This window comes from Hahella sp. HN01 (assembly GCF_018986435.1).
In the GTDB taxonomy this organism is placed as follows: domain Bacteria; phylum Pseudomonadota; class Gammaproteobacteria; order Pseudomonadales; family Oleiphilaceae; genus Hahella.
Genome location: NZ_JAHMIN010000015.1, coordinates 14,380 through 35,827, shown reverse-complemented (window position 1 = coordinate 35,827; position 21,448 = coordinate 14,380). Strand labels below are relative to the sequence as shown.

Below are 21,448 nucleotides of genomic sequence, written 5' to 3'. Positions count from 1 at the left end.
GAGTAAACCTTTGAGCGTAATCAGAGGATTTCAGCCTTCCTAAAATATCCCATCAGGGATTGTTCAATCGGGAATGGCGAACCTTTTATTTAAACAACAATAAACAGTAGGTTTGGTCATGAAACGAATCAAAAAAGCTCTTGCTCCTATCGTTCTTTCTGGCATCGCAGCAGCAACTTCAGCACAGGCGGGCGAAGTTGAGGTGCTCCACTGGTGGACCTCCGGCGGTGAAGCGGCGTCTGTCGCCGTATTGAAAGGCTTGTTGGAGAAAGAAGGGCACACCTGGAAAGACTTTGCGGTTGCCGGGGGTGGCGGGGAAAGCGCCATGACCGTTCTGAAATCACGAGCCGTATCAGGAAACCCACCTGCAGCAGCCCAGATCAAAGGGCTGGATATCCAGGAGTGGGCGAACCTCGGTCTGTTGGCGAACCTGGACTCCGTCGCCAAAGCCGGGAACTGGGACAAACTGCTCCCAGATGTCGTTTCCAACGTCATGAAATACGAAAACCACTACGTTGCTGTTCCGGTTAACGTGCACCGGGTGAACTGGCTGTGGGCCAACCCAGACGTGTTCCGTAAAGCGGGCGTAGGCATCCCAACCACTTGGGAAGAATTCCCTGCAGCGGCTGACGCCATTCAGAAAGCGGGCTTCATTCCGCTGGCGCACGGTGGTCAGGCATGGCAGGACGCTACTCTGTTCGAAGCCATCGCTTTGGGCATGGGCGGCAGCGAGTTCTACAACAAAGCCTTTGTTAAGCACGACGCTGATACGCTGAAGAGCGAGAAGATGGTTAAGATCTTCGAAACCTTCAAGAGCATGCGTAAATACATCGACAAAGATGCAGCCGGTCGTGACTGGAATATCGCCACTTCCATGGTCATCAACGGTAAAGCCGCGATGCAGGTAATGGGCGACTGGGCCAAAGGCGAATTCACCGCAGCGGGTAAAAAGCCAGGCGTTGACTACATGTGTCTGCCTGCTCCCGGCACTTCCGGTCAGTTCACGTTTAACATCGACAGCTTCGCCATGTTCAAACTGAACAATGACGACAACGTGAAAGCACAGAACGCTATGGCGCGCTTGATCATGGAGCCGACTTTCCAGGAAACCTTTAACCTGAACAAAGGCTCTATCCCAGTACGTAGCGGCATGGCTCGCGACAAGTTCGACAGCTGCGCGGAAGCATCTATGGACGCTTTCAACGCCGCTGCTTCCACTGGCGATCTGGTGCCCAGTATGGCGCATGGCATGTCCACCACGTCCTATATCCAGGGCGCTATCTATGACGTTGTCACCAACTTCTTCAATGACGACAGTCAGTCCGCTAAAGAAGCGGTCAACAAGCTGGCGCAGGCTGTAAAAGCAGCAATGTAATCGGCTTAGCGCGCGCGAACAGATCAGTTCGCGCGCGCAACCCCCATCTCTATCCTAAACTTGCCTTTAACGAGGGGAACCATGAGGGCGATATCCATGGGCGCACACGATCGTCCCGAAGCAACTGCAAAAGCGAAAGGCGGTCTGGCCTGGTTGGAGCGCTGGCTGCCAAAAATGGTGCTGGCTCCGACGTTCGTCATGATGCTGGTCTTTATCTATGGCTACATCATCTGGACGGCGGTCCTGTCGATGACCAATTCGCGTTTTCTGCCGTCATATGACTTTGTCGGCCTGCTTCAATTCGAAAAGCTGTTTGAAAACGACCGTTGGCTGGTGGCTTGCACCAACCTGGGTATTTTTGGTGGACTGTTCATTCTGGTCTGCCTGGTTCTGGGGGTGACCCTGGCGATACTGCTGGACCAGAAGATTCGTCAGGAAGGCGCGATCCGTACGGTCTATCTGTATCCTATGGCGTTGTCCTTCATCGTTACTGGTACGGCCTGGAAGTGGATGCTGAATCCTGGACTGGGTCTGGAAAAAGTAGTGCGGGATCTAGGGTTTGAAAGCTTTAGCTTCGACTGGATTGTCGACCCGAATATGGCCATTTACACGCTGGTGATCGCCGCCGTATGGCAGTCATCCGGATTTGTGATGGCGATGTTCCTGGCGGGCCTGCGCGGTATCGATAATTCCATTATTCAAGCGGCGCAAATCGACGGCGCCACGCTGCCGAAAATCTATCGTCGCATTATTCTGCCGAGTCTGCGTCCGGTGTTTTTCAGCGCCTTTATCATTCTGTCTCACATTGCTATCAAGAGTTTCGACTTGGTGGCGGCGATGACAGGCGGCGGCCCTGGCTATTCTACTGACTTGCCGGCGACCTTTATGTACGCGCACTCATTCACCCGTAGCCAGATTGGCTTGGGCGCGGCGAGCGCGATGCTGATGTTAGGCGGCGTATTGGCCATCCTGATTCCCTATCTGTACTCAGAATTGAGAGGGTCGCGTAATGGTTAATCAGACTGCGCAATCATCCATGAACTGGAGTCGTATTAATCGCGGGCTTATCTACGCCGTGTTGCTGACCGCAGCGCTGTTTTACCTGCTGCCCTTGGTCGTTATGGTGTTGACCTCGTTCAAAACAATGGACGACATCCGTAGCGGCAACCTGATTTCCTGGCCGACCGAGTTTGTCTTTGACGCTTGGTCCAAAGCCTGGAGCACTGCTTGCACAGGCGTACGCTGTGAAGGGGTGGAAGGATACTTCTGGAACTCCGTGCAAATCGTTGTGCCGGCGGTTCTGATCTCCACATTCCTGGGCGCCCTGAACGGTTATGTGTTCACGAAGTGGAAATTCCGTGGAAGCGAGCTGTTGTTCGGCCTGCTGTTGTTCGGGTGCTTTATTCCGTTCCAGGTAGTGTTGCTGCCTATGGCGCAGACCCTGGGGCTGTTGGGCCTGGCCAATACTACTGCTGGCTTGGTGTTTGTGCACATTGTTTACGGTATGGCGTTTACGACCCTGTTTTTCCGTAACTTCTACATCAATATTCCGGGTGAGCTGGTTAAAGCGGCGCAGCTGGACGGGGCAGGTTTCTTCACTATTTTCTGGCGTATCCTGCTGCCGATTTCCGGCCCGATCATTGTGGTGACCATTATCTGGCAGACCACGCAGATCTGGAACGACTTCTTGTTCGGCGTGGTCTACGGCAGCGGCGATACTCAGCCGATTACCGTTGCACTGAACAACCTGGTGAACACCTCCACTGGCGTGAAGGAATATAACGTGCACATGGCGGCGGCGATTATCGCGGGTCTGCCCACACTATTGGTTTACGTACTGGCCGGCAAATACTTCGTCAGAGGACTGACCGCCGGGTCTGTGAAAGGCTAGGCGCGCCGCCGCCTTTCACACAAGAACAAAGACAGTTTCGAGGTTAATTTAAATGGCTGCATTAGAAATTCAAAACGTTCGTAAGACCTACGGCGGTAAAACGGAAGTCCTCAAAGGCATTAACATCAGCATCGAGAAGGGCGAGTTTTTGATCCTTGTCGGTCCGTCCGGCTGTGGCAAGTCCACGCTGATGAACAGCATCGCAGGACTGGAGGAGATCACCGACGGCGCTATTTTGATCGGTGGCGAAGACGTTTCCGGTCGTAGCCCGAAAGATCGCGACATCGCTATGGTGTTCCAAAGCTATGCGCTGTATCCAAGCATGAACGTACGCGACAACATCTCGTTCGGTCTGGAAATGCGCAAGGTGCCAAAAGACGAGCGCACGGCTGAAGTAGAGCGTGTGGCGAAAATGCTGCAAATTGAGCATTTGCTGGACCGCAAGCCTTCCCAGCTTTCCGGTGGTCAGCGTCAGCGTGTGGCCATGGGGCGGGCGTTGGCGCGTAAACCCAAGATTTATCTGTTCGACGAGCCGCTGAGTAACCTGGACGCCAAGTTGCGGGTGGAAATGCGGACGGAAATCAAAAAGCTGCACCAGAATCTGGGCACCACCATCGTCTACGTGACGCACGACCAGATCGAGGCGATGACCCTGGCGGACCGCATCGCGGTCATGAAAGACGGTATCGTGCAGCAATTCGGCACCCCGCAAGAGATCTATGATGAACCCGCCAACATCTTCGTTGCCGGTTTCATGGGCTCACCCGCGATGAACTTCATTCCGGTGCAGATCCAAAACGAAGGCGGCGGCCTGGTGGCGAAAGTCACTACCCGTGACGGTCGCACTTACAGTCTGCCTCTGGGCGAGCGCGGAGCCTGCCTGACTAACTACGTTGGCAAGCAGGTGACTCTGGGTCTGCGTCCTGAAAGGGTGACTCAGGTGAATCCGCATGAAGTGGAGAGAGCCGATGTTATGGTGCTGGAGGCTGAGATCGATATGGTTGAGCCTACCGGACCGGATACCGTTATGCACATTCATCTGAACGGCACGGAAGTGAGCTGTCGTGTAGCGCCTGACAGCGCGGGCAAGCTGGGTGAAAAGATGAACCTGATGCTCGATCTGTCCAAAGCCGTTTTCTTCGATATCGAGAGCCAGGCCCGTATCGGCTAGGTCTTTTAGCCCGGAGCCTCTGCTGCGAATCAGACCCGGGCGTTTTTGCGTTCACTAAAAAAATATTAAGCTCATGGCGCTCGCTGAGGCTTTGCCTCGGCGACTGCGCCCCGGGCATGCCTTTACCTGAATAAAAATAATTAGGGGGTGAAGCGATGATTGGTCAATCCTATGGCCGAGAAAGCCATCCGTACGGATTTGAGCTGGAAGGCGAACGCCACCAGCCGGAAGCTATGGCGGCTGCGCATCAGCACTGCCATCTGGAGATTCTTATTCTGACCCGCGGCAGTGTTGAGATGCTGTATGGTCAACAGACGATGAAACTGTTCGCCGGAGACCTTTTATGTTATTCCGCGTTGCACTTTCATCAGTTTGGCGCTGTGAGCGATGACGCCGTGGCGTACAGCTTTAGGCTCCCTCTTTTCGCCTTGTTCAATCTGCAACTTTCCTGTGGCGTGAAACAGCAACTGTTTCATGGCGTTCCCTGTCGCGCGCGGTGCGCTGGATTGGTGGACGATACTATGTTGGCGCGATGGGTGGCGGAACTGCGGTTACGTGACCCCGCCCTGGATGACCTCATTCTGGATGAAATAACGCTGTTGTTGCGGCGACTGTTCAAGGACGCCTGTTACACCCCGCCTGATCAACAGATCCCAGGCGTCTCGGGGCTCAAAGTCAGCCAGCATATTCCCGTGATGCTGCAGTTCATCAATGACAATTATCATGCGTCTATTAGCGTTTGCGATGTAGCGGACCATGTGGGGCTGCACAAGAACTTCGCCATGACGCTGTTCAAGAAAACCCTGGGAATGTCGATTCTAGAGTATCTGACCGCGCTGCGGGTGCATCATGCCCGCCGTATGTTGCAATACACTGGGGAGCAGGTGACTCAGATCGCCTACGCCAGCGGTTTTTCCTCCGTGACGCGGTTCTACGAAGTGTTTGCGAAATACTTTGGCGAGTCGCCGCAAAAGTATCGGAAAAGTTGCGCTTTGGTAGGAGACGACTGAGAGGAAGAGGTGTATAACCAGGGCATTTTCGGCGATAAATCTGTCGCCGACTTCGACTTATAATGTTTAGCCCCGGAATGAGTTAGCGGATTGGTAACTATGAGCACAGTCGTTTGTTTTGGTGAAGCCCTCATTGATTTTCTGAATATCGGACAGGATGAGGAAGCCCCTCTACGCCTGCGCAAATTCAAACAGTTTCCTGGCGGCGCACCGGCCAATGTGGCGGTAGCCATCGCCAAGCTGGGAGGCGACGCCAGGTTTGCGGGGCAGGTGGGAGAAGATGAATTCGGCCGTTTTCTGGCTCATGCGCTGCAAGCCTATGGCGTGGACACCAGCCAGCTGCTGTTTCATCCGACGGCGAAAACCGCCCTGGCGTTCGTGATGCTGGACGACTCGGGCGAGCGTACGTTTTCTTTTTATCGAGATGGCTCCGCGGATATGGTTTTGCAGGCGGAGCAGGTCGCTCCGGCTTGGTTTGCGGGCGCTTCCGTCTTTCATTATTGCTCTAACACCCTCACGACGCCCTCGATCGCCGCCGTCACTGAGAGCGCGCTGCAAAGAGCCAAAGACGCTGGCTGCGTCATCAGCTTTGACGTGAATCTGCGCCATAATCTGTGGGCGTCGGGACATGCGGATAAAGAAGTGATCATTCGTTTGGCGGCCTCTTCCCACTTATTAAAGCTGTCTCTGGATGAGCTGGAGTATCTCGCTGCAGGCGCTGATTCCGAGGCGCTTTGTCAGAGCTGGCTGCAACAGGGGGTGAAGTTGATCCTGGTGACGGACGGCGGTAAGCCTATTCGTTATGTCTCCCTCGCGTTTTCTGGAGAGGAGGCGACACCGCCAGTGAAGGCGGTGGACACCACGGCGGCGGGGGATTCGTTCATGGGCGCCATATTGTTTGGATTGTCGAAATGCGGCGACCAGGCGGCGCTGCTCAATTCACAATCACAGGTCGCCGCGCTGGTGCGTTTCGCTTCCCAGTGCGGCGCATTAACAGTAAGTCGGCAAGGGGCTTTTCCTGCGTTGCCTGACTGGTCTGAAGTCAGTCGTTTTTGGGAGCTGGGTGAATGAATTTCAGAAGCAGGGATTTTTTAACTGCGCATAGCCGCGAGATATTGGATTTTTATCTGCGCGCGGGCCGTGACGAGCGGGGCGGCTATTTTCAAAACTATTATGATGATGGCCGCGTGTTTGCGCATGGCGACAAGCATCTGGTCAGCAGTTGCCGGATGACGTTCAACTTTTATCAGGCGCACCAGTTTTTGGATGCGCGCAACGAGGAAGAGCGGGCGCAATGGCTGGCCTGGGCCGAACACGGACTGGCCTATCTGCGTGAGGCGCACAAGCGTGCGGATGCGCCCGGTTATGTGTGGACCTTCAAGGACTACCAACCCGCAGACCAGCGGCAGTACTGCTATGGCTACGCCTTTCTGATTCTGGCGTTCGCCTCGGCGGTCAGCGCCGGAGAAGAGTCGGCGCGCGAGGATTTATATGCAGCCTGGGAGCTGATGGAAAAACACTTCTGGCAGCCGCAACAAGGGCTCTATGCGGATGAAATCAGCGCTGATTGGAGTCAGGTGTCGGACTATCGCGGTCAGAACGCCAATATGCACGCCTGTGAAGCGATGATCGCCGCCTATGAAGCCACCTCGGACTCGCGTTTTCTGGCCCGCGCCATTGAGCTGGCGGAGAAGGTGGTGTTGGAACTTGGAGGCAAGTCTGACGGGTTAGTGTGGGAACACTTTACCCTGGGCCTGGATATCGATTGGGACTACAACAAAGACGATCCCAAGAACCTTTATAAGCCTTGGGGATTTCAGCCGGGCCATCAGACTGAATGGACCAAACTGCTATTGATGCTCGCCCGTCACAGCGATTTACCCTGGTTGACCGCTAAAGCGCGTGAGCTGTTTGATCGTGCTATGGAAGCCGCTTGGGATGATCGTCACGGCGGACTGTTTTACGGCTTTGCTCCAGACCAGAGTATTTGCGATGACGATAAATATTTCTGGGTGCAAGCGGAAAGCTTCGCGGCGGCGGCGTTGCTGGGCGAGGCGACAGGAAACGAAGGCTATTGGCGGTGGTATGAGCGTCTTTGGGAATATTCCTGGACGCATTTTGTCGACCATGATCATGGCGCCTGGTATCGAATTCTTAATGCGGATAACTCCAAAGTTACAGATAAGAAGAGTGAGGCTGGCGCGAAGTGTGACTATCACTCCTTGAATGCCTGTCTGGAGACATTGCGCGTGCTGCGCGCTTCGTCAATCTGACGGAATAGTCAGAAATATAGGTAATATTTATTTCTTTTTTTGAAATGTGAATGTCAAAAAGGCCGCTTTACCTGAGAAAGGGAAAAGCGGCTTTTTTATGCTTTTCATAAAGTATCAAACCAGTTGTTAGCTAAATACAGGATGCTTTGTTGTTTTTTTGTCCAAGCTGGCGTTAGAATGAAGCGCTGTAAAAATGAAGTAAAAAAACAACAAAAGCAAAAATGCCCCCAGCCGGAACGCAGTAAGCAAGAGATATTCAGGCAGATAGAATATTCGAGTCAGATTTCCTTGTGTGGAAAATTTATTCCAATTATTGGTTTTATGGAATATATTTGCTGTTCGTCTGACACTGCTGAGTAGTCTCGCTTATTCCTGAATAAAAATAACACGGGGAAAGCAATGAAAAGTCCTTCTATTCACGATAGGCATGACGCCAATACGCATACTGACGCCTCTGGACTGGTCAGTTTTCACTTTGGTGAGCCCGAGATCATGGGAGGCTCACATCAACACTGCCACCTTGAAATCAATATCCTTCTATCCGGCTCCATGAGGCTGAGTTACCTCGATCAGTTGTATGAGCTGGAAAGCGGCGACGTCATCTGTTTTTCCGCATTACACCGGCATCAGCTGGTTTCGGCGGACAAGAACGCCTTGCTGCTGCAGCTACGCCTGCCTTTGTTTCTACTCACGGATATGTGCGCGAATGAAATGTTCAAACATTTGCTGATTCGCGGGACGCCTTATCGCGCTAATGCAACGGGCTTGCTATCCCTTGATGCGGTAGGGCGTTGGGTGCAGGAGCTGCGGTGTCTGGATGGACCGCTGCAGGATTTGGTGCTGGACGAGATCACCCTGTTTCTACGCCGCATGATCATGCGTAATCCATGTAAATCCGGGCAAGGCGGCTGTGGTGAATATCGCAGCCGGCACTTGCACCATGCGCATTGCATGGTGGAGTTTATTAATGGCAACTATCGAACGCCCATCACGATCGCTGATGTGGCGGACGGAGTCGGACTGCACAAGAATTTCGCCATGAGCGTGTTCAAGAAAGCAGTGGGAATGTCCGTACTGGAGTATCTGACTGACTTACGAGTGAATCATGCCCGCCGATTGTTGCTGTACTCTCAGGACCAGGTGATTGAGATCGCTTTCGCCAGCGGCTTTTCCTCCGTCACTCGGTTCTATGAGGTCTTCGCCAAATACTTTAACGAATCGCCGCTCAAGTATCGCAAGCAACACGCAGACCCAGGCTGAAACTATCGTCCGACTTGGGTTACTCATGATATTGGGCGCCGGGATGGCTCGCGTCATCCATCTCGCGCTCCTCATGAGAATACTTTGCGGGAGGGCGCGTAGTTTTAGATTGGAATCAAATGGCGGATAGAATGACTTCAGGCTAGCACCTTCCTGAGCTGGAAGACTGTCGAGTCAAAGAAGAAATTAAAAGGAACGGCATACTGATTAATTGATTGGGACGCCTCAGACCAAGAATGGATAATGCGCCACCACAAGGTATGAAAGAGGTTTTACACCGTTGTGTGGGGCGACCATTTTAATAAGTCTTAGTATGTTTTTACCGCCTTTACCGTTTCATCCAAGTCCGCGGCGGATATAAAACCGATGTAGTTGAGATTCTTCGCCACCAGCTCTTTGATGTCCTGATTGCTGGCGGCGGTGATCATGGGAGCGGCTTTACCGGTGAAGATCAGCCGGGACCAGTAGGAGAGGAACTGGCGCGAGCCTTTGTTGACGACTTTGGCGCAAAACTCTTCGAACAGTGCAGAGGAGCTGTCGATGGAGACGATGGTGGCTTTTTCTCCGTTGGGCAAGAAAGCCTGCTTCGCCATGAACAGCTTCTGGATATCTTCATTGCTCAGATCAAGATTCGCTTTCGGATTAACGATGATAGCGACCTCGGCTTCCACGGCTTGCGCCTGCAGCAGCGGGTAGATGAGAGCAAACACGATAGTAATGAGTCTTAACATGTCGGCGCTCCTTAAAAAACGAAACTAATCGCAGTGCTGAATAACTGGGTGTCGATGCGGTTAGCTCCGTCCTTGTCGTAGTTTATTTTGCTGAAGTCGAACTTTAGTGAAGCGCTGTGATGGAAGTCATAACGTACGCCGATCGTGATGACTTTGTTGTCCTGATCCGTGCCTTCAATGATGCCTTCCAATGTCGAGTAAACAGGATCGGATTCAGACACCCCGTCGAGAATACTTCTTCTCGGGCTGGTGTCGAAAACCTCATAAGTGAGGTGGGGAGTGAACTTGCCCATGGTGTAGCCGACGGAGGCGTAATACCCCAGCGGATCAGGGAAGATACTGTCTTCAATTTCCGATCTGGTGACTTCCGCCACGGCGAAAAAGTTATCGTATTCCACTTTCAAAGAGATGCTGCCGAAGGCGCCGCGATCGTCATTGGCGCGAATGGCGTCGGCGACTTCCTCTGACACTGTCGGGCCGGAAGGTGCTGGAGCGCCTGGGTCTTCCGGAGGCAGGATACTATCCAGGCCAGGCGCGATGGCGGGTATGGAAAGCTTCGAGCGGAAGTAGGAGAAGCGCATGCTGATCCAGTCAACGCCGATGCGCCAGGAGCCGCCATAGACGAACTTCAGGTCCACCTGACCGATAGGGATGTCCTCTTGCACCGAGCCATAGAAGAAGTTCAGGGTAGAGTCGAACTGACGCATTTGCGAGGCGTAGGTAATGTTCAAACCGTCCAGGTTTTTAAACAGGGGCACGTAAACAAATTTGGGTGGCCTGACCCAGTGGTAAGCGTAGCCGACATCAATGGTGTCGCTGTATTCGAAAAAAGGCGTTCGGAAACGACCCGCCTTAACGGTCCAGTTATTGTCGATGGCGTAGGTGACATAGGCCCACTCGAACTCGGCGTCGTGATCTTCCGAGCCGCGAGCGATGATCTGCGCCGTGGCGGAGAGGTTTTCTCCCATGTCGCCACGCACCTGCAGGCCGAACAGGGACTCGTTCTTGAAGTTAAAGTCGTCGTCGTAGGAAAAATAAGGTTTTTCATCGTCAAAGGTAGTGGCGGCGACGATAGTGCCGAATCCGTTGAAGTGAATTCTGTCGTTGTCGGCGTGGGCCGGGCTCACGATACACAGCGTTGAGAGACCAAGACTTATACAAGACTCTTTTATTCTCATTGTTGGAACCCTGCTTTCCTTGAGGCGTCAGTTTTTCTTATGAACTTTGCCGTATAAAGACAGTCCGGAGTCCAGCTGTGCCCCCAGTTATTACTATCACCACTTCCGCCTGGTTGTTTGCATGGGCGCTCGCAATGTTATCGTTGATAGCGAAGCGCTCTCGGTTGCGCGCGGACCGGCTTCTGGCGGCCTTGACCGCCTTTTCCTAAGGGTAGTTGCGGCGTAAAAAATATCCAGCGTGCAGCAAGGGGCAAATTAGTCTGGAGAGCCGACTCGCCGTTGGACAAGCCCGGGGCGGCTTACTAATCTTCTTTATAAACACGGTCAATCGAATGCGGGCTGGCAGGGACGAGTCCGGCGTCATGTCATTGCAACGCGGTATACACATGTCCTTGATGAAGCTGGCGAGCTTGGCGCTGCTGATCCTGGCGGGGGTGTCTCTGCAGGACAGTCGCGCCGAAAATCTACGTCTGGCCTTAGCCGTCGCGGAGGAAGTCGAGCCCTATGTCTATCACTTGGAGGACGGTAAAGCGACAGGGATCGATTATGAGATTGTCGATGAGGCGTTAACTAGGGCGGGGGTGGATTTCGAGCTGAAAAGCTATCCTCGACCTCGCATAACGCTGATGCTGGGCCAGGGGCACTTGGATGGTCTGCTTACTACAACTGGTTATAACGACAAGGACGCCCTCAACGCCATGTGGCTTTCCGCTCCGTTATATACGTCAACGGTATCCGCATTTGTGCTCAAAAAGAAAGCGGAGGAGGAAGGCGCTGATCATAGCGGGGCCTTGAAAAACTGTCATCAGGCGGGCGTATTGCGAGGCTTCAACTATCGCTTTCCCAATCTGGATATGACCCGTTTCAATAGCGTGGTGGAGGTGAACAGCGCCGAGCAGTTGGTCAAACTGACCCTGTACGGCCGTGTAGACTGCGCGATAACGGAAGACATTACCTTTATGTATCAGGCGCGCAGGCTGGGCTACTTCAACGATGTTGAGATTGTCGATGAAGTCGTCAATCGCCCCGTGGTGATCGCTCTGTCCAGAAAAGTGATCGAAGACAACAAAGGGCTGGATGAACGCATCAATCTAGCAATCGATGATCTGAAATCCCATGACGTCATCGACAATATCATTATCAAATATCTGAGCCTGGGCGCGTTCTGAGAGGCCTCTCCTGGCGGGAAGCGTCAAGGATTGTGAAACCTGTCGCCGGTCGCTGGTTATGCTTTTACTTCTCCCTTTAACATGGCGCATTTGTCGTCGGTAATAAGGTATTGAGTTTTATGGCGCGTAGGGTAATGGCTGACAACGAATCTGGTCTGCGCTGGAAACGAACAGCGCGGATGGGGGCGCTATGTTTTGCAGTTTTGTATTCAGGTCTGGGATACGGGCAGATATACAAATGTGTGAACGCCAAAGGGAAAGTCGCTTTTCAGGAAACGCCTTGTCCCGGCGCTTCTGCGCAGACAGAGGTGGAAATCAGAGCCGCGCCGACGCCGGCGGCAGTGGAGGAGGCTCACCAGATCAATCGTCGCATGGAGCCCGACATTGAGTATGTTAATCCTGAGCAGTCTTCACCTATGGAAGAACAGGCGGTACAAGAATACAAAGCGGAGATGCAAAAGAAATGCGATAACCTCAAAGAGAAAATGCTTGAGGAAGAAAAGAAAATTGTCGCTGAGTGTAATAAACGTCGAGATGTCTACTGTGACTTACCACCTGAAAAAATTATTGAGACCTATGAAGATAAGCAGTTGAGCAAGCTGAATAATCAGCAGCAGTATTTGTATTTGCAAAATAAAAAGCCGCACCCTCTTTTCGCAATGAAAAAGTTTGCAACGCTGTGGGCCTGCGATCGATAGATATTCATCGAGACGAGGGATAAAAAAACCGCCTGGAGATCACTCCGAGGCGGTGAGGCAGATTCCTGCTGAGGGAGCCTCAGTTCGCGCTGGTTAGCGGGGTTGGTTGGTCAGAGTAAGTCGTTTCCCCGTGTTGGGTTAATTCAGTCAGGCTTTTCTTGGCGGTGCGCACGTAGCTCTCTATCAATCGATAGGACGCCTGTTGCTCTTCAAACTCATTGAGCAGGCGGCCGATGACGCCCATGATCTGTCGTTCTTTATCTCCATTTAATCCCATACTGAGAATGGCGTTCTGGATAGTCCACTTCAGGTCGGCGACGATCTGGACGGTGTAATCACTGCGCGTGTTTTCAATGGCCATGATGTCGTCCAGCAGATCGAGCGTGCGCTCGACATTCTGCTGGCTTCGGTTTTCTTCTTGCAGGTTGGCCAGTGTTTCTGTGCTGAGCTTCTCCATCAACATGCTGACCACGCTGGCCAGTCTCGATAGATTATCGATGTACTGGTCCCGCTGTTCTTCCGTCAGCGTGACGCACAGCGTGAAGTGCGGATAGATCACGGCCCAGTAGTGCTCGTGATGGATCATGCGAATGGTTTGCTGCGATAAATGGGAAATAATTTTTTCCTGAGCGAACGAGACGAAAGAGTCGCTGCTGAAAACATAGCTGTGGTGAGGTAGCGCAATTTTAAAGACATAGGAAATGTTACTGTGGGCCAGTGCGCGTTGCACCGAAGCAGCTATCTGTAACGGATCCTGAGTGTCCTGGTAATCCTCCAGCAAGTCGATGATTCGCCCCAGTTGGCTGTTTGAGCGCAGCAGGAACATACCCATATGATGGAGACTGCTTAAGGAGTTCTCCAGCTCGTTAATCTTGTATTTGTCGTAAATGGTATCGTTGAGTTTGACCACTTTTGAGAAGACCATGGCGCGACCCTAAAACGCTGTATGGTGAAAAGTATATCTTTCAGATTGGGTTTGACGGGATGCGCAGGGCTACTGAAATAAAACCATGAGTCTCCGTACTACTACGTAGACGACGATGATGGGCGCAGTAAAGGCGGTGGATTTGAAGGGCTTAAACGCTGGCGCAAAAAAGCGTGAAGCGGAGCCGCCTCCAACTTCACTCTAAAGATGCGTAAACGCAAAAAAGCGCCGCACGTGGAAGCGGCGCAATCAACACAGAAAGGAAGGAACGAGAGTGGCCTTTCTTCTTAGAAAGTGTAGTTAATACGAGTCCTTATTTTGTGGAGGTCGTCGTCGGTGTCGCCCGCCAGATGGTCTGCGCTGGAAGTAGAGCCGGCGAAGGTGATGGAGGCGTTGTCAATGTTGAATAAAGGCAGCGTATACGCGACATACAGCGTCGATACGGTTGGGTCGTCTTTAGCGCCAGTGTCGCTGATTGAGTGCACCGCGCCCAAACCAAATGCGCCGTAAGTAACGTTGGCGCCGAAGGAGGTGACGGTGATGTCTGATCCTGCGTCCTCGATATCTTCACGAGCGGCGTTCAAGTTGATGCTTGCACCGCTGAATCTGATGTTTCCGGTCAGACCAAAGCCGCTCTTATCGATTTCAGTTTTGGTAGTGACTCCGCCAGAAGTCGTCTCCTGATCGTATTTCAGTACTTCATATCCAGCAGTCAGACTGAACATCTCACCGGTGAACGTCACGCTGGGACGCAGACCGGAAAAGACTTCTTCGTTATTGCCGTTTTCATCGGAGTCGCCCCAGATTGAAGCTAACTCGAAGCTCAGAGCAGAGCTGGGACGGACATGCAGCGCAAACTGACCGCCGTTATCGCCTGCGCGACCGCGCACCAGATTGGCCTCATACACTCTTGCGCCTTTGCCGTCGCCAGCATGCGCGACAACCGTATCTTTACCCAGAGGGAACAGGTTGACGGCTTCGAAGCGGCCCGCCTGAACGTCCCAGGTTTCGTTACCGAATTTCACCCACATATCGTCGGTGGCGGTATCGCCATTTTTCTTCAACAGGCCTGATCCCTTGCCTTCCACAAAATAACCATTGAGTTCGGTTTTGCCGGTCACATTCACTTCGATACGGCCGCCTTGCTCGAATTTGGTGTCGCTGTCTTTAGCGTCAATGATGTCTGTATCGAGCTCGATGTTGGCGCCGATGCCAAATTCGGCGTGTGCTTGTGAGATACCCAGCGCAAGGGAGACTGCCAGAGGCAAAGTCTTCATGAAATACTTATTATTCATAAATGCCAGTTTCCTGTTGTTGTTTTCTCTTTTGAGATAAGCGCCTGCGGCGCGGCTTTCCGGATTAATTCGCTCTATCGGTAAATCTAACCGGCATTGCGGCCGAAAAACTTAAGGTAGCCTCATCCTAAAACGAGAAATTTCCCGCCGCTTACGCGAAAAATAAGAAATATTACGAAATAGTAAGATCCTGGTAGGCCATATGGCCGGTATTTGATGACGATAAATCGTAAATGTGCGTTGGTTTAGCAAAGCGAGTGGCGTAAGAGGCCCATGGGGGCGGCTTTGGCGATCATCTTTGATACGCGAACCGCTTATTTCGAAAGATTCTGACTTTTCTTCCTTTTTCGGCTGACGCCCAGGTCTGGGCGTATTGGCGTTGCAATGTAAGGATTCGTGGCGATAGGCGTCAATATGCGTCCGGTTGTAACTCCATGTATTAAAAATGCTTTTTTCTTTCCTGCGAAGCTATTGAAACGCGGTAGCCTGTGGTTTGCGCTTTTAACAAAAAGTTTCCATGACTCACTTCTCACTTTGGAAAAGTTGTGACTATATTTTAAGCAAGTTGAATGCTTCTGGAGGAAGTAGGAAAGGATAGGATGCTTTTTCGGCTTGTGAAGTTCTGGGAGATGCTTCAGGAGGACGCTTTGCGTCTGGGCTGCGGCGCCTCTCTGTTTCAGGCTGGTAGTCAAGGGTGTTGGATTATGAATGAAGTCGGCCGTCAAATTGTCCCTGATGTTTACTGCGCGCGTCTTCCTGCGAGCTTTGACGTAAGAGGTTTATTGCGCGACCTTGAAATGCTGTTGTTCGCTTTATGGGAAGGCAATTTCAGCGCCTGTAACTTCAACGACGGGTGGGATGCGCTGCCTGTAGACGGGTTAATGTCAGGGGGAAGCATAGCCTCTACGTGGCCGGGCGCAGAAGTGGCTGCTTCATTGCGTAAAGGAGAGATGCGGGACGTATTTGAGTACCTGCAATGTCCGCTGGTGTCCGCCAGAATCATGCGCCTGAATCCCGGAGTCACTATTGCTAATTACCTGTCCCTGAACCCGCTGGGAAGGGAAGATCTGGTGCGTTTGCAGGTTCCTATCTCCTTAAGCGAAGGACTGACCTTCCGTGTAAACGAAACGCCGGCGCAAATGGCGGAGGGCGAGGTCTGGTATTTCAATCCGGGGCTGTCGCAATGGGTGGAAAATGAAGGGGGCGAGGCCTCGGTTTATTTGGAAATAGACTGTGTTCTCAACGACTGGCTGTACACGGAAATTAATCGCGCTCGCATGCCCAAGCTGGAGCAGGTGGACGCGGACATGGGGGCTTACTACGGCTATCCGGCGTAATTTGACGCCGGCGGCTAAACAGTCTCTGCAAGGCGACAGTTAACTGCGTTTTCATTGAGGCGCGGTTAAGTGAGTACATGGCATTGTTTGCGCCAGGGCAAAGGATATTGGCGCGAATAATCAAAACATAAAGGACCTCAGGGAATGACTGATCCGCTTTCATTCGCCAGACTTGATATCAGCGTTGACCTTCCCGCCTTGAAGGCCGATCTGCAACGCATTCGCGAATTACCCTGGTTGAACCACGTCAATCAACGCGACTACAGCGGTGAATGGGATGTCATGCCGCTGCGTTGTCCCGCTCACTACCGCGAAGCCCATCCGATTCTGCAAGGCTTCGCCATAGAATGCTGCGACGACTGGGTGGATCTGCCGGTCCTGGAGCAGAGCCCAGGTCTGCAACGGCTGCTGGCGTCACTTCGCTGTCCACTTAAATCCGTGCGCTTGATGCGTTTGCGCCCCGGCGCGGAAATTAAGCCTCATCGTGATCATGGGGTTTCCCTTGAGCACGGCGAAGTCCGCCTGCATGTTCCCATTGAAAGTCATGAGCTGCTGGAATTCTGGGTGAATGATCATCTCGTTCCCATGCAGGAAGGAGAGTTGTGGTATTTGAATGTGGATCAAACGCATACCGTCATCAACCAGGGGGACTGTGACCGCATCAATCTGGTCATCGACTGCGTGGCGGACGAGTGGTTGCGGGAGAAAATTGAGACCAGTCAGTTAACCTGTCAAGGAAGGTATTTTAATGAGCTATGCCCATAGTGCAGGTTCTGGAACGCCGCCATCTGACTCGCCCTCTCATTCACAAACATACGAATCGCTGCCTCCTGCGGAAGAAGTGGGAGAACTGGGCGTGCACCGTCTCAAGCGGCTTTGGCATAAGACGCGTCTGAACAAATGCGGCAAGCTGGAAGAACGGCTTCGACAGGAGGAGTGGCGAACGGACGTGGCGCTGATGAATCTGTTGGGGCTGGGGCTTGATCAATGTCTGGGGTTTCTTTACGGCGGCCAGCCGAGCTTCAGCGAGTTTGAACACTGGGTCTTGCGACAGAACCCCAGTGGTTTCAGCAAAGCGCGTATCCGTGATATCAATCGAGTTCTGGGCGACTATCAGGCCGGGTCGTGCTCACAACCGCTGGACGCCAGGGAAATCCTGGAGGGACCGCTGTGTGGCGATGCGCCTAAGTTTCTGAGTGAGAGTCAGGTTGCGTTCTGGCGTGAGAACGGATACCTGGTGGTTGAAGACGTGCTGGATAAGGCGCAATGTCAGGCCTCAGTGGACGTGATCTATCGCTTTTTGCAGAAAAGCCCTGATCGACCGGAGACGTGGTGCCAAGCGCATCAGGGGCAGCAGAACATCATGGTGCAATTGTTTCGTGATCCTGTGCTGGACGCCAATCGTTCTTCCGAAAAAATGCGCCAGGCATTTGCAGATATTTGGGGAACGGAAAGCTTACAGTGTTCGATTGACCGGGCGGGGTTTAATCCGCCGGAAACGCCCCATTATCAGTTTTTTGGAACCCGGCTGCATTGGGACGTGGACTTCAGTCGTGCGCCGGAGTTGCGTACACAAGGCCTTATCTACCTCACTGACGTCGCCGAGAACCAGGGCGCTTTTCATTGCGCGCCCGGTTTTCATCGTCAAATGATTGACTGGATGGAGCAGTTGCCTCCGGGGGCAGACCCGAATCAACAAGATCTCTCCCACTTGAAGCTCAAGTATGTCGCCGCGCCTGCTGGATCACTGATCATCTGGCACCACTATCTTCCCCACGGCGCGAGCCCTAACAGGGCGGCGACGCCGCGTGTCGTGCAGTATCTGAACATGACGCCGCTGCCCTGTGCGGAGGCGACGCTGCGTAAATAGTTCATCACCAATAACGTATAAAAAGGAATGCGATGATGACTGATGCTGGAACCTCTAATCTCGTAAGCGCTGAAACCATTATTGATACAACGCAAAAGTTGCTAGGAGCGACCTCCGCTGGCGACGCCAGACCCCATTTGGATGCTTTAGTCAGCGCCCTCGCGACGGTGACGGGCATTGATCTCTATCCTTCCTGTTATAACGAAGACTTGTCTACCCAGACCGGGTTCGGCAAGGCGATTTCGCCTCTGGAGGCCGGCAGATGCGCCTGGGATATTGAGCGCACGCGAATATTCATGGCCGGCGTCTATCAGGCGATACAGGATGTGTTGCAGCGGCGGGAAAGGGTGGAGCTGCTGTATGCGGGAACCGGGCCATTCGGACTTCTACTGGCGCCGTTGGCTCCGTTGTTTCCCGCGGACAGGCTGAGGGTGACGCTGCTGGATATCCATGAGGCTTCCCTGGAGGCGCTGCAGAAGGTGATTTCTCTGCTGAAAGTCTCGGACCGGGTCGCTCATATCGTCTGCGCAGACGCTACTGTCTGGACGCCTCCTGCGGGCGAATCCTATGACATTCTGTTATCGGAGACGATGAAGCATATGTTGCAACAGGAGCCGCAAGTGAAGATCTTTTCTCACTTGCAGCAGTTTCTAAATCCGGATGGTATGTTGATTCCGGCCTCTGTGCAGCTGGATGCCTGGCTGCATTCTTCCGAAAGCGGCAAGAATATCCACCTGGGAGAGCTGCTTACGCTGGATCGTTCATTGGCGTCGGCGCTTCATGTTGGCGATGATTCCTGTCTCTCGGGCTCTCTGTTAATCCCTGAGTGCGAAGAGAATATGACGGATCTCAAGGTCACAACGTTCATACGAATTTATGGCGATCATTGTCTGCAGGAGAATCAGTCGCAGCTGACTTTGCCCAGATACAAGAAAAATATACGACCGGTTCCTGGCAGTACGCTTAATTTTCACTACCACTTGAATGATTACCCGGACTTTGAGTTCTTCTATCGCAGTCGTCCTGCGACAGCGGACCTTCCTTTGCCTGACAGTCTGGAAGTGGGAGAGCTGGGCGTTTATCACCTCAAACGGATATGGTCGAAAGCCGCGCACGCCAAGGTAGGTAAGCTGGATGAAGCGGTTCGGAGTCGAGAGTGGCTGCTGGATCAGTTAGTGTTTGAACTGCTGGGCGCGCCGATGGAAAAGGCTCTGGCGACGATATATCAGAGTCGACGCTTTCAGGATGTCGAGCAGTGGTTTAAAGAGGCTTCAGAGGACGATATCAGCGCTCACCGGGTGTCCGCCATCAACGCCAGAGTGGTGGATGAGCTGGAGGCTTTGCGTGGATAGTCGCGAGGTTTACTCGCGACTACTGGAATCAGAAGAGGCGTTAGCCCAGTGTGTGGCCTGCCGTCATTTTGATGATTTACTTGCCACACTAAAACGTTATTCCGACGTCGAAGAGCAAGGAGAATCCGACCCTTTATCGGCGCTTATCGCCTGTAACAATGAGGAGGTCGAGCCTGAACTGCCTTTGTTGTTGCGCCAGTGGACGCCAGTGCGCTACGTAGCGGCGCGCAAGCGGGTGATATGGGGCGTGGCGCCGACCGCGCGAGACTGGGCGCCTTTTTGGGATGAGCGCATCGCTACGCAAAGGGCGCGCTCGATTTTTGGAAGTATCATTAAACCCGCTACAGGTATCGAGTATCTGATCCGGCATTCCCATTTGTTCAATGAAGTACGCCCCGCTGGCTTTATTTTTCATCTGTCCCGTTGCGGCTCGACGCTGGCGTCAAACCTGTTGGCCGTCTCTCCCGCGCACTGCGTGATCTCAGAATCCAGCGTATTGACGGAACTATTGCTGGATAAGGAGCTGACGGAAAGTCAAAAAGCGGAAGCCCTGCGTTTTCTGCTGGCGGCCCAGGGGCTGGCGGGAGGCGGCGACGACCAGGAACTGATTGTGAAGTGGAACGCCTGGGATATTGGCTTCTGGCCGCTTCTGCGCCGGCTCTATCCCGACACGCCATCCGTGTTCGTAATCCGGCGGCCAGAAGAAATACTGGCGTCTCATCAAAGGCTTGCCGGAAGGCACATGGCGGCAACAGACTTGTCTGTGTTGTCTCATCTTGTGGCGAAAGTGGATGACGCCGCTTCGGACGTATTGCTGTCCTACCAGATGGAGGTATTGGGCGCGCTTATGAACAGCATGGCGCAGTCGCTGGATAGCTCTGTACTGGTTGTGGACTATACGGAGCTTCCAGATGCAGCGGAGAACCGCATCGCAGATCACTTTGGCGTGTCTTTCTCTGCGGATGACCTGCAGCGTCTGAAGACCAGAGCGGGACAATACTCAAAAGACCCAAGCCGCTCTTTTCAGGGGGACAGCGAGGACAAGCGCCGCGTATTCTCAGCACAAGACGCGAGCATGATTTCCCAAAAGCTGGACGGCCTCTACACTCGCTTACTTGAATCTAGGCATACCAGATAGTCTGGCTGTAACGCACCTTTCCCTTCGCGGATTTGGCGAAGGGCGCAACACTGTGGAGCAGGTTGGGCTTGAAGATAATGCAACGGTTAAAGAGGGCGGACAGGGTCAACGTTTCCCCTCGTAGCGTCTGAATATTGAGTCCGCCTTCATCCTCCTCCAGCCAGTCCGGCGACAGGTAAAACACGATGCACACATGCCTTGTTACGCCCGTTCCCTTGTCGGTATGAGGGCGCAGGTATTGTTGCTCCCGCAGCGCGGTCAACAGCATATCCTGGCACAGCATTTCCCTGGGCGGGTTGGGCGTCAGACTGGCGGCGTAGCGGGCGAACAGGCATTGCACCGGGCGCTGTTGAAATCTCATATACGTCAAGCTGGCGGGCGTCATCATGAACTCCGGTTTGGGGCCCTGATAGCGCGACATGTGAAAAAAACGTCGCTGATCGTCGAGCTCCGCCCATTCTTGCGCGGACACTTTTATATCATTTTGATACGCGCCGTACACTGGCGAATATGAGGCTTCATGGGCGACAAAGTGGGCCAGCTTGTCAGCGATTTCCCGCCGCAGGAAACCATCCAGATAAACCAGACCATCCTCGGCGAAGCGCTCAGCGTATTCATTAACTCGGGAAGCCGTTAAGTGTTCTTCTGCGACCCAATAGGCGAGTTCCAGTTGTTGCATGTCGCTCCGTTATGCCGTTTCCGCTTCCTGTTAATCCGGGCGCCTCTGCTGGCTCGACAGCTGGAAATTATCGTCCAGGAAGACTGTTTTCTAGCA

Annotated in this window: 20 protein-coding genes; 15 read left to right on the top strand and 5 right to left on the bottom strand. The window is 53.1% G+C overall.

Annotated features, from left to right (window positions below; all coding sequences use genetic code 11):
- Positions 1-118: 118 nt before the first annotated feature.
- The 8 genes from KP814_RS15625 to KP814_RS15590 all read left to right on the top strand — a co-directional run bounded on the left by KP814_RS15625 (position 119) and on the right by KP814_RS15590 (position 8,980).
- A complete protein-coding gene (locus KP814_RS15625; protein WP_216737638.1) occupies positions 119-1,375 on the top strand; it encodes an ABC transporter substrate-binding protein in 1,257 nt (418 codons plus the stop codon).
- Positions 1,376-1,471: 96 nt separating this feature from the next.
- Positions 1,472-2,392: a carbohydrate ABC transporter permease gene (locus tag KP814_RS15620; RefSeq protein ID WP_253938412.1), complete on the top strand. Its 921-nt coding sequence runs from the start codon at positions 1,472-1,474 to the stop codon at positions 2,390-2,392.
- Positions 2,385-3,266: a carbohydrate ABC transporter permease gene (locus tag KP814_RS15615; protein WP_216737636.1), complete on the top strand. Its 882-nt coding sequence runs from the start codon at positions 2,385-2,387 to the stop codon at positions 3,264-3,266. Before KP814_RS15620 ends, KP814_RS15615 begins: the two co-directional genes overlap by 8 nt.
- A 52-nt stretch (positions 3,267-3,318) precedes the next feature.
- Positions 3,319-4,437, top strand: a complete 1,119-nt coding sequence (locus tag KP814_RS15610; RefSeq protein ID WP_216737635.1) for an ABC transporter ATP-binding protein — start codon at positions 3,319-3,321, stop codon at positions 4,435-4,437.
- A 155-nt stretch (positions 4,438-4,592) separates the two neighbouring features.
- A complete protein-coding gene (locus KP814_RS15605; protein ID WP_216737634.1) occupies positions 4,593-5,447 on the top strand; it encodes a helix-turn-helix domain-containing protein in 855 nt (284 codons plus the stop codon).
- A 99-nt stretch (positions 5,448-5,546) separates the two neighbouring features.
- On the top strand, positions 5,547-6,518 hold the full coding sequence (locus tag KP814_RS15600; RefSeq protein ID WP_216737633.1) for a carbohydrate kinase: 972 nt from the start codon (positions 5,547-5,549) through the stop codon (positions 6,516-6,518).
- Positions 6,515-7,720 (top strand): AGE family epimerase/isomerase, encoded by a 1,206-nt coding sequence (locus KP814_RS15595; RefSeq protein WP_216737632.1) that lies wholly within the window; start codon positions 6,515-6,517, stop codon positions 7,718-7,720. The genes KP814_RS15600 and KP814_RS15595 overlap by 4 nt, the downstream gene beginning before the upstream one ends.
- Positions 7,721-8,119: 399 nt before the next feature.
- Positions 8,120-8,980, top strand: a complete 861-nt coding sequence (locus tag KP814_RS15590) for a helix-turn-helix domain-containing protein (protein ID WP_216737631.1) — start codon at positions 8,120-8,122, stop codon at positions 8,978-8,980.
- 308 nt (positions 8,981-9,288) lie between these two features.
- Here KP814_RS15590 and KP814_RS15585 read toward each other — a convergent pair whose 3' ends face one another.
- Positions 9,289-9,711 carry a hypothetical protein gene (locus tag KP814_RS15585; RefSeq protein ID WP_216737630.1) on the bottom strand — a complete coding sequence of 141 codons (423 nt, stop codon included), beginning with the start codon at positions 9,709-9,711 and terminating at the stop codon, positions 9,289-9,291.
- 11 nt (positions 9,712-9,722) lie between these two features.
- Positions 9,723-10,838 (bottom strand): hypothetical protein, encoded by a 1,116-nt coding sequence (locus KP814_RS15580; protein WP_371824062.1) that lies wholly within the window; start codon positions 10,836-10,838, stop codon positions 9,723-9,725.
- A gap of 437 nt (positions 10,839-11,275) precedes the next feature.
- Here KP814_RS15580 and KP814_RS15575 point away from each other — a divergent pair, with 437 nt between their 5' ends.
- A complete protein-coding gene (locus KP814_RS15575) occupies positions 11,276-12,058 on the top strand; it encodes an ABC transporter substrate-binding protein (RefSeq protein ID WP_253938411.1) in 783 nt (260 codons plus the stop codon).
- 119 nt (positions 12,059-12,177) lie between these two features.
- Positions 12,178-12,756 carry a DUF4124 domain-containing protein gene (locus tag KP814_RS15570; protein WP_253938420.1) on the top strand — a complete coding sequence of 193 codons (579 nt, stop codon included), beginning with the start codon at positions 12,178-12,180 and terminating at the stop codon, positions 12,754-12,756.
- Between the two features lie 79 nt (positions 12,757-12,835).
- On the opposite strand, the gene KP814_RS15565 is transcribed toward KP814_RS15570, so the two are convergent.
- Positions 12,836-13,681: a hypothetical protein gene (locus KP814_RS15565; protein WP_216737626.1), complete on the bottom strand. Its 846-nt coding sequence runs from the start codon at positions 13,679-13,681 to the stop codon at positions 12,836-12,838.
- Positions 13,682-13,968: 287 nt separating this feature from the next.
- A complete protein-coding gene (locus tag KP814_RS15560) occupies positions 13,969-14,976 on the bottom strand; it encodes a carbohydrate porin (RefSeq protein ID WP_216737625.1) in 1,008 nt (335 codons plus the stop codon).
- Positions 14,977-15,575: 599 nt separating this feature from the next.
- Between KP814_RS15560 and KP814_RS15555 the strand changes: the two genes are divergently transcribed.
- The 5 genes from KP814_RS15555 (at position 15,576) to KP814_RS15535 (ending at position 20,673) form a co-directional block, all read left to right on the top strand.
- Positions 15,576-16,313, top strand: coding sequence for an aspartyl/asparaginyl beta-hydroxylase domain-containing protein (locus KP814_RS15555; RefSeq protein WP_216737624.1), 738 nt, complete (start codon positions 15,576-15,578; stop codon positions 16,311-16,313).
- 144 nt (positions 16,314-16,457) lie between these two features.
- Positions 16,458-17,078 (top strand): aspartyl/asparaginyl beta-hydroxylase domain-containing protein, encoded by a 621-nt coding sequence (locus KP814_RS15550; protein ID WP_216737623.1) that lies wholly within the window; start codon positions 16,458-16,460, stop codon positions 17,076-17,078.
- Positions 17,062-18,183, top strand: coding sequence for a phytanoyl-CoA dioxygenase family protein (locus KP814_RS15545; RefSeq protein WP_216737622.1), 1,122 nt, complete (start codon positions 17,062-17,064; stop codon positions 18,181-18,183). Before KP814_RS15550 ends, KP814_RS15545 begins: the two co-directional genes overlap by 17 nt.
- Positions 18,184-18,218: 35 nt before the next feature.
- Positions 18,219-19,535, top strand: a complete 1,317-nt coding sequence (locus tag KP814_RS15540; RefSeq protein WP_216737621.1) for a class I SAM-dependent methyltransferase — start codon at positions 18,219-18,221, stop codon at positions 19,533-19,535.
- Positions 19,528-20,673: a hypothetical protein gene (locus KP814_RS15535; RefSeq protein ID WP_216737620.1), complete on the top strand. Its 1,146-nt coding sequence runs from the start codon at positions 19,528-19,530 to the stop codon at positions 20,671-20,673. The genes KP814_RS15540 and KP814_RS15535 overlap by 8 nt, the downstream gene beginning before the upstream one ends.
- Here the strand turns inward: KP814_RS15535 and KP814_RS15530 are convergent.
- Positions 20,657-21,352, bottom strand: coding sequence for a 2OG-Fe(II) oxygenase (locus KP814_RS15530; RefSeq protein ID WP_216737619.1), 696 nt, complete (start codon positions 21,350-21,352; stop codon positions 20,657-20,659). The genes KP814_RS15535 and KP814_RS15530 overlap by 17 nt on opposite strands.
- Positions 21,353-21,448 lie beyond the last annotated feature (96 nt).